The 15605-nt window shown below is 58.1% G+C and carries 14 protein-coding genes; 5 read left to right on the top strand and 9 right to left on the bottom strand.

What is annotated here, in order from left to right; translation table 11 throughout:
- The first annotated feature begins 100 nt into the window (after window positions 1–100).
- A complete protein-coding gene (gene queC / locus BKX96_RS30315) occupies window positions 101–808 on the top strand; it encodes a 7-cyano-7-deazaguanine synthase QueC (protein WP_077186265.1) in 708 nt (235 codons plus the stop codon).
- A 49-nt stretch (window positions 809–857) separates the two neighbouring features.
- Here the strand turns inward: queC and BKX96_RS30310 are convergent, their stop codons facing one another.
- On the bottom strand, window positions 858–1730 hold the full coding sequence (locus BKX96_RS30310) for a queuosine precursor transporter (RefSeq protein ID WP_046817835.1): 873 nt from the start codon (window positions 1728–1730) through the stop codon (window positions 858–860).
- Window positions 1723–2319 (bottom strand): helix-turn-helix domain-containing protein, encoded by a 597-nt coding sequence (locus BKX96_RS30305; protein ID WP_046817834.1) that lies wholly within the window; start codon window positions 2317–2319, stop codon window positions 1723–1725. The genes BKX96_RS30310 and BKX96_RS30305 overlap by 8 nt, the downstream gene beginning before the upstream one ends.
- Before the next feature lie 420 nt (window positions 2320–2739).
- On the opposite strand from BKX96_RS30305, the gene BKX96_RS30300 reads away from it, so the two are divergent.
- The 3 genes from BKX96_RS30300 to BKX96_RS30290 all read left to right on the top strand — a co-directional run bounded on the left by BKX96_RS30300 (window position 2740) and on the right by BKX96_RS30290 (window position 6057).
- Entirely contained in the window at window positions 2740–3108 is a 369-nt protein-coding gene (locus BKX96_RS30300) for a DUF6124 family protein (RefSeq protein WP_046817833.1), read from the top strand.
- 241 nt (window positions 3109–3349) lie between these two features.
- A complete protein-coding gene (locus BKX96_RS30295; RefSeq protein ID WP_077186264.1) occupies window positions 3350–4468 on the top strand; it encodes an HlyD family secretion protein in 1119 nt (372 codons plus the stop codon).
- A complete protein-coding gene (locus BKX96_RS30290; protein ID WP_077186263.1) occupies window positions 4465–6057 on the top strand; it encodes a DHA2 family efflux MFS transporter permease subunit in 1593 nt (530 codons plus the stop codon). Before BKX96_RS30295 ends, BKX96_RS30290 begins: the two co-directional genes overlap by 4 nt.
- A gap of 27 nt (window positions 6058–6084) precedes the next feature.
- Here the strand turns inward: BKX96_RS30290 and BKX96_RS30285 are convergent, their stop codons facing one another.
- The 5 genes from BKX96_RS30285 to BKX96_RS30265 all read right to left on the bottom strand — a co-directional run bounded on the left by BKX96_RS30285 (window position 6085) and on the right by BKX96_RS30265 (window position 10605).
- Window positions 6085–6525 (bottom strand): carboxymuconolactone decarboxylase family protein, encoded by a 441-nt coding sequence (locus BKX96_RS30285; RefSeq protein ID WP_046817829.1) that lies wholly within the window; start codon window positions 6523–6525, stop codon window positions 6085–6087.
- Window positions 6526–6635: 110 nt separating this feature from the next.
- Window positions 6636–8078: a mechanosensitive ion channel domain-containing protein gene (locus BKX96_RS30280; RefSeq protein ID WP_046817828.1), complete on the bottom strand. Its 1443-nt coding sequence runs from the start codon at window positions 8076–8078 to the stop codon at window positions 6636–6638.
- Between the two features lie 202 nt (window positions 8079–8280).
- Window positions 8281–8907: an isochorismate family cysteine hydrolase YcaC gene (ycaC, locus tag BKX96_RS30275; protein WP_046817827.1), complete on the bottom strand. Its 627-nt coding sequence runs from the start codon at window positions 8905–8907 to the stop codon at window positions 8281–8283.
- A 55-nt stretch (window positions 8908–8962) separates the two neighbouring features.
- Window positions 8963–9646, bottom strand: a complete 684-nt coding sequence (locus BKX96_RS30270; RefSeq protein WP_077186262.1) for an isochorismatase family protein — start codon at window positions 9644–9646, stop codon at window positions 8963–8965.
- Between the two features lie 92 nt (window positions 9647–9738).
- On the bottom strand, window positions 9739–10605 hold the full coding sequence (locus tag BKX96_RS30265; protein WP_077186261.1) for a pirin family protein: 867 nt from the start codon (window positions 10603–10605) through the stop codon (window positions 9739–9741).
- Between the two features lie 104 nt (window positions 10606–10709).
- On the opposite strand from BKX96_RS30265, the gene BKX96_RS30260 reads away from it, so the two are divergent.
- A complete protein-coding gene (locus tag BKX96_RS30260) occupies window positions 10710–11618 on the top strand; it encodes a LysR substrate-binding domain-containing protein (RefSeq protein WP_046817824.1) in 909 nt (302 codons plus the stop codon).
- A gap of 96 nt (window positions 11619–11714) precedes the next feature.
- Here the strand turns inward: BKX96_RS30260 and BKX96_RS30255 are convergent, their stop codons facing one another.
- Together BKX96_RS30255 and BKX96_RS30250 are read right to left on the bottom strand one after the other, a co-directional pair.
- Window positions 11715–14936 (bottom strand): transporter substrate-binding domain-containing protein, encoded by a 3222-nt coding sequence (locus BKX96_RS30255; protein WP_077186260.1) that lies wholly within the window; start codon window positions 14934–14936, stop codon window positions 11715–11717.
- Entirely contained in the window at window positions 14937–15563 is a 627-nt protein-coding gene (locus BKX96_RS30250; protein ID WP_077186259.1) for a response regulator transcription factor, read from the bottom strand. It abuts the gene before it with no gap.
- Window positions 15564–15605 lie beyond the last annotated feature (42 nt).

Here is a 15605-nt window from a genome sequence, read left to right as displayed (position 1 = left end):
GGCGACAATCATCTCGGAAACTTCCCACAGCCAGAATCTGATCTTCCCGGTAGGGTCAATGCCCGAATACACATTGATCCCCTCCAAGGAAGAAAAGAGCATGACTAAAAAGGCAGTTATCGTTTTCAGTGGCGGGCAAGACTCAACAACCTGCTTGATCCATGCGCTACCGTTCTACGATGAAATCCACTGTATTACCTTCGATTATGGTCAGCGCCATCTCGCGGAAATTGAAGTCGCGCAAAAACTTGCCAAACAGCTTGGTGTGAAAGTGCACAAGGTGTTAGACGTTTCATTGCTTAATCAGCTCGCTATCAGCAGCCTGACGCGCGACAACATCCCGCTACCAAGCACAAGTAACGCAGGAGACAATCTGCCGAGCACCTTCGTACCCGGTAGAAATATTCTGTTCTTAACCTTGGCGGCTATTTACGCCTATCAAGTGCAAGCCCGTACCGTGATCACCGGCGTTTGTGAAACAGACTACTCCGGCTACCCTGACTGCCGGCATGAGTTCGTCAAGGCACTGAACAACGCCATCGCGCTGGGAATGGAATACAAACTACAGTTTGAAACCCCGTTGATGTGGTTAACCAAGGCGGAAACCTGGGCGCTGGCCGACCACCATAACAAACTGGACGTTGTCCGAGACCACACGCTGACTTGTTATAACGGAATCAAAGGCTTCGGCTTCGGCTGCAGCAACTGCGCTGCTTGCACGCTTCGTGCTACAGGGTTACAAAATTTTTTGGAAAACAAGCTGGAAACCATGAAAACCCTTAAGAGCAAAATCAATTTGAAATATTGATTTTGTGGGAAGGGTATAAACTCCAGACAATCAGTTTATACCCCATCACTCATGCCACCTGAGCTCCAGCCACATACTTCCTGAATAACGATCTCGCACCATAAGCAGGCAACACATTAAATACAGCAAAGCACAGTTTGATGGCTATCTGAACATAAACTATATTCAAAATATCACTATTATCCATGGCACCATAGAATGCAATAAAGCAAAAAATAAAACTGTCAATTATCACCGCAAAAAAGGTACTGAAGAACACCCGCAAAAATAGAAACCTTGAGCTAGTAAGCTTTTTTATTTTACAGAGCAAATATGAGTTCACATACTCAGAAAAGAGAAAAGATACAGACGATGCTAACAACGCAGATGAGACATGACTGATAACCTCGCTGTATGACTCATCAAGCTTCCAGGTAGGCAAACCAGGAAGGTGCCCCGTGACAGTTAGTAGCACCAGAATAAAAGCATTGCTCGCAAAGGCGAAGAGTATTGCCCTCCTTGCGAGCCTAAGCCCATATGACTCATTCAAAAGATCAACTATTAAAAACGTCAACGGATACAGAAAAACCCCCGGCGTAACGACAACCTCGAAGTACTCCAGATAAACAAGCTTAGCCGCAGAAACATTGGTAAAAATATAAATAGCAAATAACGCAAGATTGAGAGCAACATAGGTCATCCAAGACCTTTCATGCCGATCGCTTATTTCATATGCAGTCAACGCCTGTCCGCCCGAGTAAAACTTCCTGTAAACATCCTTCACTTCAATTTTATTAAAATCATCCATTACCTCGCTTTTGATCAGGTCTCCGAGTTTTATTTTAACAACCTTCCCTGTTGAAACGACCATGACAACAGCAAGGTTATTACTTTTTTCAAACCCAAGCAGCCTATACCTGCTATTCGCCATGTCTTCAACCATTAAACCTTTCCTCTATTATTTCCCCTATAACACCAATCGCATCAGAGTCTAAAAGTGGCGCACTGGTGACAAACAGCTTTTTTGTTGACTTGTCATAGACGAGCTTCTCCTTATCACCACAAGACAATCCTTTTTTTACTATTAGAAGATCTCCGGATTCGTTCACACCGTGAATCTCCTTCTCCAAGAGCACAGCAATCAGATTGCAAGCCGTGCCAAAATAATAAGTGAGAGGATGAGTCGCAGCCAGCTCGCCGACTCGCTTGTCGAGGCTTTTAAACAGCAGGCTTTCCTTAATGATTGGGACTGCAGCTGGATTCATGTTTCCCTGCAGAGAGATACTGCTTTCTATCGTTTCTTTCTCTTCAAAATCAACAGTTTCTATTTCCTTGTAAGACACACCGAAAAAATCAGAAATCTTACGAATCGTGGACTGTTGAACATTGACAACTTTTCCTTCCAGAATGTTGTAAATCGTCGTCCTGGTCAAACCACTTGAATTGCACAACGACAACCGTGTCTCTCCGCGACTCTTGATCAGATACTTAATATTCCTCTTCAATTTTTCTGTTTTTTCTTTCTTGTACATTTAATAGCTACCACCTCAATAAACTATAAAAATAACCACACAGATGTCTTTGTATGAAACCGGATTACTGCACCTACCCTTTGGGCAAAAAAGCAATACTGCAACCACGACTTTCATCCGTCAAACTATGTTTCATATCATCTTGTTCAGCGTCGTTTCCTACATACCTACCCCACATGCATCGAGGACATTTCTTACAGAGACCAGAATGACTCTAGCGAACAAACCTACAGAAACAAGAAAGCAACAATAAACACAACCAAACATGAATCATTTAATTACATAGATGTTCATTTTTTTGATTAATTAGTTTGAATTTTCTGGTAATAAATCTAGCGGCCCGCCAACTAAAGCATTGCCGCTAATCAATTTTGACTGGCAGAATGGGACTGGCTCTTCAACCTTGCATGGAGCTCCAATATGAAAAAGAACGCCCCCAACTCCCCGGCCCCATCAACCTCCGAGGCTGTCGATATATCCAGGCTCTGCGAAGTCACCGAACCTCTTGTCAGCGCGCGCCTGCGTAATCCGAATCGCCCCGACCCTGTCAGCCATGTGTTCACCATCATTCCGAACGTCGACACCGAGTCCTTGCTCTGTCACGCCTGCGAAACCCTCGCGTCCCTGAATGTCATGGCCACCGACCTTGCGTGTGAAGTGGAAGGTTCGCGCCGCAATGTCATGTTGGCGATTCAACAGCTGGCCGTGCTGGGTGAGCTGTTGGTCAATCGAGCGCTGGACAACCTCGACCCGCCGGGCGGTTTTCCCGAGGCCGCGCCAAACAAATAGCTTCGCGGCCACGATGTCGCTGACCAATGATCGCAGGTACAGCTTGCGGCGCAGGACAACAGAGACAAAGAGGGGCGCCTGTTGGCGCCCATTCACAATCAGCTCAGCGGCCAGACAACAGCTGCCGTTTCCCGATTCAATCAGGCACCTGACAGCCGGCAGCAAAAATCATTTGCGAGCAAATATTACATGCGTCATATTACGCACGTAATTAAATGGCTTTCCCCACAGGTATTCTTCCATGACCAGCATGCCCACCGTAGAGCCCGACCTTGCCGTCCCGGCGAACACTCGCAAGCCGCTGCTCAAACGCCTGCTCCTGCCGACCCTGGGCATCGCCGCGCTGGTACTGGCCGGTGTGTATGCTGCGCACTGGTGGACCAGCGGGCGGTTCATCGAGGCGACCGACGATGCCTACATCGGCGGCGACGTGACGGTGATCGGGCCGAAAGTGGCGGGTTACATTGAAGAAGTGCTGGTGACCGACAACCAGAAGGTCAAGGCCGGCGATGTGCTTATCCGTCTCGATTCGCGCGACTACCGCGCCAACCTGGCCAAGGCCGAGGGCGCGGTGGCGGCTGAAGAAGCCCTGCTCGCCAATCTCGACGCCACCGAACAACTGCAACAGGCCGTGATCGGCCAGGCCCGCGCCGGCATTGATGCCGCCGGTGCCGAAACTACCCGCTCGCGTGATGACGATGCGCGCTACAAAAAGCTTGTCAGCACCAACGCGGTCTCGGTGGAAAGCGCACAACGAGCCAACGCCACGTTCAAGACGGCCCAGGCACAAAGCAACCGCGCCCAGGCCGAACTGCTGGCCGCACAGCGGCAATTGAATGTGATCGCCACCCAGAAACAGCAGGCCCGCGCGGCTTTGATTCAAGCAATAGCCGAACGCGACCTGGCGCAGCTGAACGTGGGGTATACCGAACTGAAAGCCCCTGTGGATGGCGTGATCGGCAACCGCCGCGCACGGACAGGCGCGTATGCCCAGGCCGGTTCGCAACTGTTGTCGGTGGTGCCGTCCAGCGGCCTGTGGGTCGACGCCAACTTCAAGGAAGACCAACTGGCACACATGGCCCCCGGGCAACGGGTCACCATCCGCGCCGACGTGCTCTCGGGCCAGGTATTACATGGTCATCTGGACAGCCTGGCGCCGGCCAGTGGTTCGCAGTTCAGCGTGTTGCCACCGGAAAATGCCACCGGCAACTTCACCAAGATCGTCCAGCGGGTACCGGTGCGCATCCATCTCGACCCGGCCGACAGCGTGCTCGGTCACCTGCGCCCTGGCCTGTCGGTCACCGCCGAAGTGGACACGCGCAAGGCGCCTGAAACGCCAGCCGTGGCCAGCGCGCCATGAGCCGCGCCCTCGCCGCCCCGGCACCAGCGTTCGATGCCGCGAGCATGGCGACGGCGACCAAGGTTTTCGCCTTCGCCAGCATGTGCATCGGCATGTTCATTGCGCTGCTGGATATCCAGATCGTCTCGGCATCGCTGCGGGACATCGGTGGCGGGCTCTCCGCCGGCACCGATGAAACCGCCTGGGTGCAAACCAGTTACCTGATCGCCGAAATCATCGTGATCCCCCTCTCCGGCTGGCTGTCCCGGGTATTCTCGACACGCTGGTTGTTCTGCGCCTCAGCCGTGGGTTTTACCCTGACCAGCCTGCTCTGCGGCGCGGCCTGGAACATCCAGAGCATGATCGCCTTCCGCGCCTTGCAAGGCTTCCTCGGCGGTTCGATGATCCCCCTGGTGTTCACCACCGCGTTCGTGTTCTTCACCGGCAAGCAGCGGGTGATCGCGGCGGCAACCATTGGCGCGGTCGCGTCATTGGCCCCTACCCTGGGTCCGGTGATCGGCGGCTGGATCACCGACATATCGTCCTGGCACTGGCTGTTCTACATAAACCTGGTGCCGGGGATTTTCGTCGCCGTGGCGGTGCCGATGCTGGTGAAGATCGACCAACCGGAACTGTCGCTGCTCAAGGGCGCCGACTACCTGAGCATGGTGTTCCTGGCGCTGTTCCTCGGCTGCCTGGAATACACCCTCGAAGAAGGTCCGCGCTGGAACTGGTTCAGCGACCGCACCATCCTGACCACGGCGTGGATCAGCGGCCTGGCCGGCCTGGCCTTTATCGGCCGCACCCTGCACGTGGCCAACCCGATCGTCGACCTGCGAGCCCTGAAAGACCGCAACTTCGCCCTCGGCTGTTTTTTCTCATTCGTCACCGGCATCGGCCTGTTCGCCACCATTTACCTGACACCGCTATTTCTTGGCCGGGTCCGCGGCTATGGCGCATTGGACATTGGCCTGGCGGTTTTCTCCACTGGCGTGTTCCAGATCATGGCGATTCCGCTCTACGCCTTCCTGGCCAACCGCGTCGACCTGCGCTGGATCATGATGACCGGCCTTGGCCTGTTCGCCTTGTCAATGTGGGATTTCAGCCCGATCACCCATGACTGGGGGGCCAAGGAATTGATGCTGCCACAAGCACTGCGCGGGATCGCCCAGCAACTGGCTGTGCCGCCCGCGGTGACATTGACCCTTGGCGGACTGGCACCGGCTCGGTTGAAACACGCTTCGGGGCTGTTCAACCTGATGCGCAACCTCGGCGGCGCCATCGGCATCGCCGCCTGCGCAACCATCCTCAATGACCGCACGAACCTGCATTTCACCAGGTTGGCGGAGAACCTCAACAGCACCAACGAAGCGCTCAACCAGTGGCTGTCACAGGTCGGCAACAACTTCGCCGCCCTGGGCCAGAGCGGCGATATAGGAGTAACGGCCAGCCTGCGTCAGCTCTGGCTGCTGACCTACCGCGAAGCGCAGACACAAACTTATGGCGATGCGTTCTTGATGATCATGGTGTGCTTCATTGTCGCCACGGCGATGGTGCCCTTGATGCGCAAGGTGCAACCACCTGCTGCGCCGAGTGCCGATGCCCATTGAGCCTCGGCACTGGGCCAGGACGAAAAATCAGGCCTGAGGCGTCTTGCGAAAGCCCACCGCCAGACGGTTCCAGCCGTTGATGGTGTTGATCGCCATGGTCAGGTCAACCATTTCCTTGGGCGTGAACTGGGCGCTGACCACTTCGTAGTCTTCGTCCGGGGCATGGGTCAGGCTGAGTTGGGTCAGGGATTCGGTCCAGAGCAGCGCGGCGCGTTCGCGCTCGGTGAAGAATGGCGCCTCGCGCCATGCGGTCACGGCGAACAGGCGGCGTGGGGTTTCGCCGCCCTTGATGGCGTCGGCGGTGTGCATGTCGATGCAGAAGGCGCAGCCATTGATTTGCGAAGAGCGCAGCTTGACCAGCTCCAGCAGGTTCTTTTCCAACCCCAGTTTGGAAACCGCAGTTTCCAGGGCACTCATGGCTTTGAGGGCATCAGGGGAAGCGGTGTAGAAATCGATACGCTGTTGCATGGATGACTCCAGGGCAAGTGTGTGTGTGGCACTAAGTTAGTCCCAGGGTCGGTGCACACAAATAGCCAATCTTGCAGAAGTCGAGGAGGCCAATGGCGCCCTCGTGCCCCTCACACCCGACTGCGCAACCATTGCAGAAACCCTTTCTTCGGCACAACCACGGGTATATCCGCGATCAGCGACTGTGCCTTGTTCAGGCGGAAATCCATCAAGGATTTCATCGCATCGTTGATGTCCTGGCGGGCATCCAGGCAGGGCTTGAGGTACTGCTTTTCGATGCGATAAAGCGTGCAAGGGGTTTTCGCGGCGAACTGGGCAGGCAGCGCGCTGTCGGTCAGGATACCGGCCTCGCCGATCACCTCCCCCGGCCCCATGCGTCCGGATTCGATAGGCGTACCGTTACGGTTCAGCGTGACCGACACCACACCGGACTCGATGATGAACAAGTGATCGCTGACCTCCCCTGCATCCAGGATCGTCTCGCCGGAGCGGAAGGTCTGCAGGGCCATGTTCTGGCTGAAGGTTTCTTTCTCTTCCTGGCGCAGGGTGGAGAACAGCGGAGAGCTATCGAGCAGCGCCCGTGGCCGCGTGAGGTCGCTCGACGGACTGGGTTCGATGCTCGACAGCAGGTGGATCCCGGAGGCCCGCAAATGTCGGTACGCCAGGTCGAACAGCTGATTGCGTACCGAGCGCTTTTCGCTCATCGAGGCGACAAAGCCGCTGATTTCGTATTCGTTGCCGGCAGCGCTGGAGCTTTTAAGCGCAACTTTGGCCCCGGGTGAAGTCAACAAGGTCCGGCAGCCCTGCATCGCTCGCTCAAGGGCATCGATCACGGTTTGCGGACGGACATGGGGGCTGACCTGCAGGCTGATCGAAAGGCCGAACATATCGCTGGGCCGGCTGAAGTTGGTGATCTTGGCCTTGGCGGCCAGCGAGTTGGGTATCACGATCATGCTGCCCTGGGAGGTCTGCAGGCGCGTGGCCCGCCAATCGATATCGATGACCCGGCCTTCGGTGCCGTCGATGGCGATCCAGTCATCCAGTTGATAGGGTTTGGTGGTGTTCAGCACGATCCCGGAAAACACGTCGCTGAGGGTACTTTGCAAGGCCAGGCCGACGATGATCGCCAGGGCGCCTGACGTGGCCAGTACGCCCTTGACCGGCAGATTGAGCACGTAGGCCAAGGCTGCGATGACCGCGACAAGGAAAATCACAGCACCCAGCAGGTCCTGCAGCAGTCGCCCGGTATGTCCCACCCGTTGCATCAGTCCCGCACCGATCAGCACAGTCAGGGTGCGCGCAGCGAACAGCCACCAGCCGATCTGCAACCCCGTGGCCGCCAGATGCAACGGTACATTGTCGACCCAGGGCGCGGGTTCCAACGGGTTCATGCCTTCGTTGAACAGCACCAGGCTGAACAACGTGAAAATCACCGGCCGAACCAGAAGTTTCACGTTGTGGCCACGGGTACCGATCAAGCGCCACAACAACAGATCGATCAGGATCAGGACGAAAGCGCAGATCAGTGGGTGTTCGGTGAGCAATGACAGCATCAAGCAGCTCCGGCACAGGACAGTGAGCAAAAGATCTCATGGGTTGGCCAGAGTGTAGGAGCAATTGGTGGCTTCGGAACACTACAAACTACTGTGGGAGCGGGCGTGCTCGCGAATGCAGTGCGTCAGGCGATATTGATGTGCCTGACACACCGCCTTCGCGAGCAAGCCCGCTCCCACAGGGGTATGAGTGTTGCCCGGTTTATTTGCTGTTGGTCAGGGTGCTGTAGCTGGTCATCAGGTTACGGTAGTCCGGGATGTGATTGGAGAACAGCGTGCCCAGGCCCTCGATGTCGTTGCGCCAGTCGCGGTGCAGTTCACAGGCCAGGCCGAACCAGGTCATCAGCTGCGCGCCGGCGCTGGACATGCGGTTCCACGCCGATTCACGGGTCAGCTCGTTGAACGTGCCGGACGCGTCGGTGACGACAAAGACATCGAATCCTTCGGCCAGCGCCGAGAGTGCCGGAAACGCCACGCACACCTCGGTCACCACGCCGGCAATGATCAATTGCTTCTTGCCGGTGGCCTTGATCGCCTTGACGAAGTCTTCGTTGTCCCAGGCATTGATCTGGCCGGGACGCGCGACATAGGGCGCGTCCGGAAACAATGCCTTGAGCTCGGGCACCAGGGGGCCGTTGGGACCGGTTTCGAAACTGGTGGTGAGGATGGTCGGCAGCTTGAAGTACTTGGCCAGGTCGGCCAGGGCCAGCACGTTGTTCTTGAACCGGTCCGGGTCGATGTCGCGCACCAGCGACAGCAGGCCTGTCTGATGATCCACCAACAGAACGGCGGCGTTGTCCTTGTCGAGACGCTTGTAGGAAGTTGTCATGGCAGTAGTCCTCGCGTGTTATCGATGCCGAAAAAAATCGGCGTGGGTGTCCCGGTTAGCGCTGGGAATCCAGCGTTTCATGTTCGTTCGCCACTTGTTGAGCCTTGAGGTAGCTCTCGATCAACAATTGATAATGCGGCATTGCCTGGGCATAGACCGCGGCCCACTGCTCGGCGTCCGGTCGGTTCCACGAGCCTTGCAGCTCAGAGAGCGTAGCCATGATGTCGATCGGCACCACCCCGGCCTGGGCCAGACGGGCAATTGTCAGATCAGTGGCCAATTTGGAGTGGTTGCCCGAGGCATCGACCACGGCAAACACCTTGTAGCCTTCATGCACCGCGGCAATGGACGGAAACGCCAGGCATACGCTGGTCAGGGTGCCGGCGATCACCAGGGTTTTCTTGCCAGTGGCTTTGACCGCCGCGTGAAACTCCGGGTTGTCCCAGGCATTGATTTCGCCCTTGCGCGCCACGTATTGGGCATGTGGTGCCGCCTCATGGATTTCCGGAATCAGCGGCCCGTTCGGCCCTTGGGGCACGGACGCGGTGGTGATCACCGGCATCTTCAGCAAGGTGGCCGCCTTGGCCAGGGCAATCGCGTTGGCGCGCAGCTGCGGTACATCCATGTCCTTGACGATCTGGAACAGCCCGCTCTGGTGATCGATCAACAGCATGGCGCTGTCATTGGCGTCGATTGTCGGTTTCTGGCCATTGAAGTTGGCCGCAGTGACGGTATTCATCAGTGTTTCCTCTTTTAGCAGACAACAGCCATCCCTGGCCTGGGAACCGGCCTACTCATCCTGTGTAGAGCGGGTTGTTGAAGCGAAACGGATTAACCGTGCATCTGGCCGAAGCGGCCTGACTGGAAGTCGGCGAACGCCTGGTGAATTTCCTGCTCGGTATTCATCACGAACGGGCCGTGACCGACGATCGGCTCATCGATCGGTTCGCCGCTGAGCAGCAGCACCACCGCGTCCTCGCTGGCTTCGAGGGTCATCTGGTCGCCCTTGCGGTCGAACAAGGCCAACTGACCTTGACGTACCGACTCCAGACCGTTGACTTCAATCGTGCCGCGCAACACCACCAGTGCGGTGTTGCGGCCCTCATGCAAGTCCAGCGTGAGCAACTTGCCGGCATTCAGGCGCAGGTCCCAGACGTCGATGGGGGTAAAGGTGCGCGACGGCCCCTTGTGGCCTGCAAACTCACCCGCGATCAAGCGCAAGCTGCCGGCGTTGTTCTGCAAGGCAATGCTCGGGATGTCGCCATCGAGAATGGTCTGGTAACCGGCGTCGGCCATCTTGTCCTTGGCCGGCAGGTTGACCCACAACTGGACCATTTCCAGGGTGCCACCGCTCTTGGCGAAACCTTCGGAATGAAACTCTTCATGGAGAATCCCCGAGGCGGCGGTCATCCATTGCACGTCGCCGGGGCCGATCTTGCCGCCACTGCCGGTGGAGTCGCGGTGTTCCAGTTCGCCCTTGTAAACGATAGTCACGGTTTCGAAACCCCGGTGCGGATGCTGACCAACGCCTCGTCGAGCCGTGGTGGGGGTGAATTCAGCGGGGCCGGCGTGATCGAGCAGCAGGAACGGGCTGATGTGCTTGCCCAGGTTGTCGTAGGAAAACAGCGTGCGAACCGGAAAACCGTCGCCGACCCAATGGGCCCGTGGGCTGGTGTAGATACCGATGATGTTTTTCATGGTGTCTCCTGATGAGGTGAGTGAAGCCATGGACAGAGCTTAAAACTGCGACCTTTGTTGCGCTAGACTGCAAAAATCAGCTTTAGCGTTCTATTTGGAGAACGATGGTGGAAGACCTCAACACCCTCTATTACTTCACCCAAGTGGTGGAGCATCAGGGTTTCGCGGCGGCTGGGCGGGCCCTGGACATGCCCAAGTCCAAGCTCAGCCGACGCATTGCCGAACTCGAGGAACGCCTCGGCGTACGCTTGCTGCACCGCAGCAGTCGGCATTGTTCGCTGACGGAAATCGGCCAGGCGTATTACCAGCGTTGCCTGGCGATGCGGGTGGAGGCGGAAAGCGCCGCCGAGCTGATCGAACGTAACCGCTCCGAGCCCCAGGGTGTGGTGCGCATCAGTTGTCCGACGGCGCTGCTCAACTCCTGGGTCGGGCCGATGCTGACCCGCTACTTGCTCAAATATCCGCTGGTGGAGTTGTTCATCGAGAGCACCAACCGCCGGGTCGACCTGATCCACGAAGGTTTCGACATCGCCTTGCGTGTGCGTTTTCCGCCGCTGGAAGACACCGACATGGTGATGAAGGTGCTGGGCAACAGTACCCAGAGCGTGGTGGGCAGCCCGACCTTTTTGCCGCGCCTGTCGACCCCCGCCTCCCCGGCCGACCTCAGTGGTTTGCCGAGCCTGCACTGGGGGTCGGCACAACGCGAGTACCAGTGGGAATTGTTCGCAGGCGATGGCAGCAGTGCGTTGATCAGGCACGCGCCGCGAATGGTCACCGATGACCTGTTGGCCTTGCGTCACGCGGCGGTGGCCGGCATCGGGATCGTCCACCTGCCCAGTGTGGTGGTGCGCGATGAGATTGCCGCTGGCCAGTTGGTCGAACTGGTGCCGGGCTGGGCGCCAAGGAGTGGCGTCATCCACGCGATCTTTCCGTCGCGCCGAGGCCTGCTGCCGTCGGTGCGCAGCTTGATCGACTTTCTTGGCGAGGAGTTCAGCCGTAGTGATATTGCCTGAAAGCAGCGGAATCTGAAAAACGAAGCCGACGTCGGCCAGGCCATCGCCTGACCAGTCCCAATGGCCTGGCGCCGACCTGGGATTAAGCCGCCGGGCTCAAGCCTCGGCCCGGCTCAAGACAGTGTCCAGCCGCGCCATGGCTTGGTGCAACTGATCGACGGCGGCGTCGATCAGTGAGGGATCGCCCTCGCCACAGGCGCGCTCCAGTTGTTCGCAACTCGCCACCAGCGCCTGCGCCCTGACCATCTGCGCGCCTCCCTTGATACGGTGCGCCAGGTCCTTCAAGCCATAGTAGTTACCACTGGCATGTTCTTGCCGCAGGCGTTCGCTATCCTCGCGGTTGCTCACGGCCAGGTCATGCAACAATTGAATGATGAGTTCACTGTCGGCCCCTGTGTAGCGTTGCAACCCGCTTACATCGATTTCGGCACCGGAAGGCGCTTCGCTCGCACCTGGCGATTCGCTGGAAAAACGCGTGGCCAACCAGGCGCTCAGGTCGACCAGTCGAATGGGCTTGAACAGACAATCGTCCATGCCCGCTTCGATACAACGGATTTTTTCCTCAGGTTGCGCGTTGGCGGTGAAGCCCAGGATCACCGTCGGCTGTCCCACCTGGAAGCGCTCCTCATCGCGGATCGCACCCGCCAGTTCATAGCCGCTGACCACCGGCATGTTGCAGTCGGTGACGACCAGATCGCAGGCATGTTCCCGCCATTGCTCGAAACCTTGCTGGCCATCTTCTGCGAGCAAAACCCGGTGCCCCAGGTAACTCAGTTGCCGCGACAGCAGCAACCGGTTGGCCGGGTAATCGTCCACCACCAGAATCGTCAAGGGCCGGGTCCTTGCCGGCGATTCGCCCGACACCATTTCAGTGGCGGGCAACGTACGCAAAGCCACCAGTTCAAGGTCGATGTCCAACCGGGTGCCGCGCCCCAGGACGCTGACGAGTTGCAAGCGCCCACCCATCATTTCGCACAGCGTGCGGCTGATCACCAGCCCCAGGCCGGAACCCTGTCGGCCTGACGCCTGATGATGACCGGCCTGCACGAACGGGCTGAACAGGCGTTGCTGGTCAAAGGCGCTGATGCCGCTGCCGCTGTCCTCGATACACACACTCACCGCAAGACGGTCCGCCGAAGCGGGCACGACCTGCAACCTCAGGCTGACCTCGCCTTTGTGGGTGAACTTGATGGCGTTGCTCAACAGGTTGGACAGCACCTGCTTGAACCGCGTGGGATCGATCAACACATCGCGGTCGCTGTGTTCGTCCAGTTCGACCCGCCACTGCAGGTTCTTCTGCCGGGCCAGGCCTTCGAAGACCCGGCACACCGATACCACCAGCGCCTGCAGATTGGCCCGCTCCGGCGTCAACGACAACTGCCCGGACTCGATACGGGCAATGTCCAGGATATCGCCGATCAGGGCCAGCAACTGTTGCCCGGCATTTGACGCGACCTCGATGGCCGCGCGATCGGTTATGCCCTCATCGGCGCTTTTGAGCGCCAGTTCAAGCATGCCGATCAAGGCATTCATCGGCGTGCGGATCTCATGGCTCATGGTGGCCAGGAAGGTGGTCTTGGCCCGGTTGGCATCGTCGGCAGCATCCTTGGCCTCCTGCAGTCGGGCCAGCCATTGCTGGCGCTGGCGAATCTGCCAGCGCTGCCAGGCGATCCAGGCCAGGGCAAGCAGCAGCAAGGCGCCGGCCGCCGCGAACGCCTGGAAAATGCTCTGGCGATGCCGTAGCCAATAGCTCTGCTCCACCATCAGGTCATTACGCCAAGGCATGATCAGCTCGTCGATTTCTTCCGGGGGGATGCTGAGCAAGGCCTTGTCCAGGATCGAATGCAACTCGGTGGCCTCGCGACCGGTCGCCAGGGTGCTGCGCGCGGGATCGGTGCCCACCGTGCTGGTGACCTGGAGGCGATCACGGTACTGCCGGGATATCAGGTAACGGGCGCTGATCAACGAGTTGATGGCGCCTTGTGCCTTCCCTTGGGCGACCATTTCCATGGCATCGGCCGACAGGGGCGCATCCACACAACGGATCAGCGGAAAGTGTTGGCGAATGAACTCGCCGGCAATATTGCCCTGGGTCAGCGCCAGGGTTTCTCCGGCCAGGTCATCCAGGGTCCGGGGGCTGTCCGGCGCCAGGCGCGTCACCAGAACCGAAGGGCTGGTCAGGAACGCCCGGGTAAACAGCAAGTCATCCTCACGCAGGGAACTCAGGCCGATACCGGCCAGCACATCGACCTCGCCGCTCTTGATCGCTTGCACCATCTGCGCCACTGACGGCATGGCGCGGATGTCGAATTGCAAGCCGGTGCGCAGGCTGATTTTCGCCAACACGTCGACACCGATACCGCGAAACCTGCCCTCACTGTCCATGAAGGTGATGGGCGGAATGTTCTCGTTGATGGCCACGCTCACGCGCGGGTGCCGGTCGAGCCAACGCTGCTCGGCCTCACTCAATTGCAGTGACTGCGCGCCCGGCATGGACACCCCGCTCGCCCCCCAGCGGCGCTGGATGTTCATCTGCTCATTGGCCGTTATCGCTGCCAGGGACTTGTTGACGATACGCAGCAGCGCCGGGTTGTCGCGGGCCATGGCAAAGGCGAAACGCCCGGACTCCATGGGCGAGAAGTCAGCCAGCTGAACGTTGTTCAGGTAGTTTTTGCTGATCAGGTAATGGGCGCTGATCGCATCACCCAGGTAGACGTCCGCCTGGCCGAAGGCGACAGCCCCGACCGCCGCCAGTGTCGAAGGGAAAAGCTGCACCTGGGCCTCGGGATAGAACCGCTGCACGCTGTGTTCAGGCAAGTAGTGGTAGAGCATGGCCAGGCGCTTGCCGGCCAGCGCAGGGTCCAGCACCTGGGGCGAATCAACGCGCGTCACCAATACCGGCTGATCCACCGCATAGGCGCGGGACATCTGTAATTGCGGGTCCTGGGACTCGTAGCTGTTGGACGTTCCCAGCAGGTCCGCCACCCCTTGTTTGACGGCCCGAACGGCGTCTTCGCGTGATGAATAACGCCGGACTTCGATCTCCACTTGCAGTAGCTGCCGGAGCAGATCGGCGTAGTCGGCTGTTACCCCCTCGAGCGTGTGATCGGTGGTGATGTCGAAAGGCGGATAATCCGGGGCTGAAACGGCGAGCACCAAACGGCCTTTTTGCTGCAACCAACGCGCGTCGGCTGACGACAACCGCAGCACTTGACCTTCCACGCTGGAACGGCCCAGCAAGGTCAATGTTTGCGGTTGCGCACAGACACTCGATACCCCCAGGCAAAGGGCCAACAGCAGGTATCGAAGGGCGTTCATTCAGATCAAGTGATGACGTTGGGCAAGATCCCTCAGATGCACCGACGACTCCACGTTGAGTTTCTCAGTCAACCGGGTTTTGTAGGTACTGACGGTCTTGTGGCTCAGGTGCATGATTTCGGCGATTGCCTTGTTGCTCGTGCCCCGGGCCAGATGCTGGAAAATCGACAGTTCGCGATCCGAAAGCCTGTCGATCATCTGTTTTTCAGTGCGTTGCGCCTGGCTCAAGGACACTGAGCTGGAGGACAATCGGGTGAAATAGGTGTAACCGGCCATCACGGCGTGCACGGCCTTGTGCAAATGCTGCAGATCGTTGGTCTTGGCGACGTAGGCCACGGCACCGGCACGCATGCAACGATCCTGGAAAAATGCCGGTTCCTGCGCCGTAAACACCACCACGCGGCAATGCACCTCCTCCATCTGGATCCGTGCCAGGACATCCAGGCCATCGAGCGACGGCAAGTTGAGGTCCAGCACCACCAGTTCAGGTTGATGCTCGCGGATCATCGGCAACACTTCGTTACCGCAGGCCGCCTCGTGGATGCGCTTGTATCCTTCCAGCTTGAGTACGATTTTGACTGCACCGCGAATCACCGGATGATCGTCCACAACCAACGCTGCCTTCATGGCAACTCCCTATGCATTAACACGACTTTCGGACACTGACGG

Origin of the sequence: Pseudomonas putida (genome assembly GCF_001976065.1) — a bacterium.
Lineage (GTDB): Bacteria > Pseudomonadota > Gammaproteobacteria > Pseudomonadales > Pseudomonadaceae > Aquipseudomonas > Aquipseudomonas serbica.
The sequence above is the reverse complement of the archived record's forward strand: the minus strand, read 5'-3'. Positions and strand labels throughout refer to the sequence as shown.

Excerpts from the sequence above, each read along its gene's own strand:
- BKX96_RS30285 (WP_046817829.1), bottom strand. The coding sequence starts at position 6,525 with ATGCAACAGCGTATCGATTTCTACACCGCTTCCCCTGATGCCCTCAAA.
- BKX96_RS30250 (WP_077186259.1), bottom strand. The coding sequence starts at position 15,563 with ATGAAGGCAGCGTTGGTTGTGGACGATCATCCGGTGATTCGCGGTGCA.
- BKX96_RS30290 (WP_077186263.1), top strand. The coding sequence starts at position 4,465 with ATGAGCCGCGCCCTCGCCGCCCCGGCACCAGCGTTCGATGCCGCGAGC.
- BKX96_RS30255 (WP_077186260.1), bottom strand. The coding sequence starts at position 14,936 with ATGAACGCCCTTCGATACCTGCTGTTGGCCCTTTGCCTGGGGGTATCG.
- BKX96_RS30305 (WP_046817834.1), bottom strand. The coding sequence starts at position 2,319 with ATGTACAAGAAAGAAAAAACAGAAAAATTGAAGAGGAATATTAAGTAT.
- ycaC (WP_046817827.1), bottom strand. The coding sequence starts at position 8,907 with ATGACAACTTCCTACAAGCGTCTCGACAAGGACAACGCCGCCGTTCTG.
- BKX96_RS30310 (WP_046817835.1), bottom strand. The coding sequence starts at position 1,730 with ATGGTTGAAGACATGGCGAATAGCAGGTATAGGCTGCTTGGGTTTGAA.
- BKX96_RS30280 (WP_046817828.1), bottom strand. The coding sequence starts at position 8,078 with ATGCTGTCATTGCTCACCGAACACCCACTGATCTGCGCTTTCGTCCTG.
- BKX96_RS30260 (WP_046817824.1), top strand. The coding sequence starts at position 10,710 with ATGGTGGAAGACCTCAACACCCTCTATTACTTCACCCAAGTGGTGGAG.
- BKX96_RS30295 (WP_077186264.1), top strand. The coding sequence starts at position 3,350 with ATGACCAGCATGCCCACCGTAGAGCCCGACCTTGCCGTCCCGGCGAAC.
- BKX96_RS30270 (WP_077186262.1), bottom strand. The coding sequence starts at position 9,646 with ATGAATACCGTCACTGCGGCCAACTTCAATGGCCAGAAACCGACAATC.
- queC (WP_077186265.1), top strand. The coding sequence starts at position 101 with ATGACTAAAAAGGCAGTTATCGTTTTCAGTGGCGGGCAAGACTCAACA.
- BKX96_RS30265 (WP_077186261.1), bottom strand. The coding sequence starts at position 10,605 with ATGAAAAACATCATCGGTATCTACACCAGCCCACGGGCCCATTGGGTC.
- BKX96_RS30300 (WP_046817833.1), top strand. The coding sequence starts at position 2,740 with ATGAAAAAGAACGCCCCCAACTCCCCGGCCCCATCAACCTCCGAGGCT.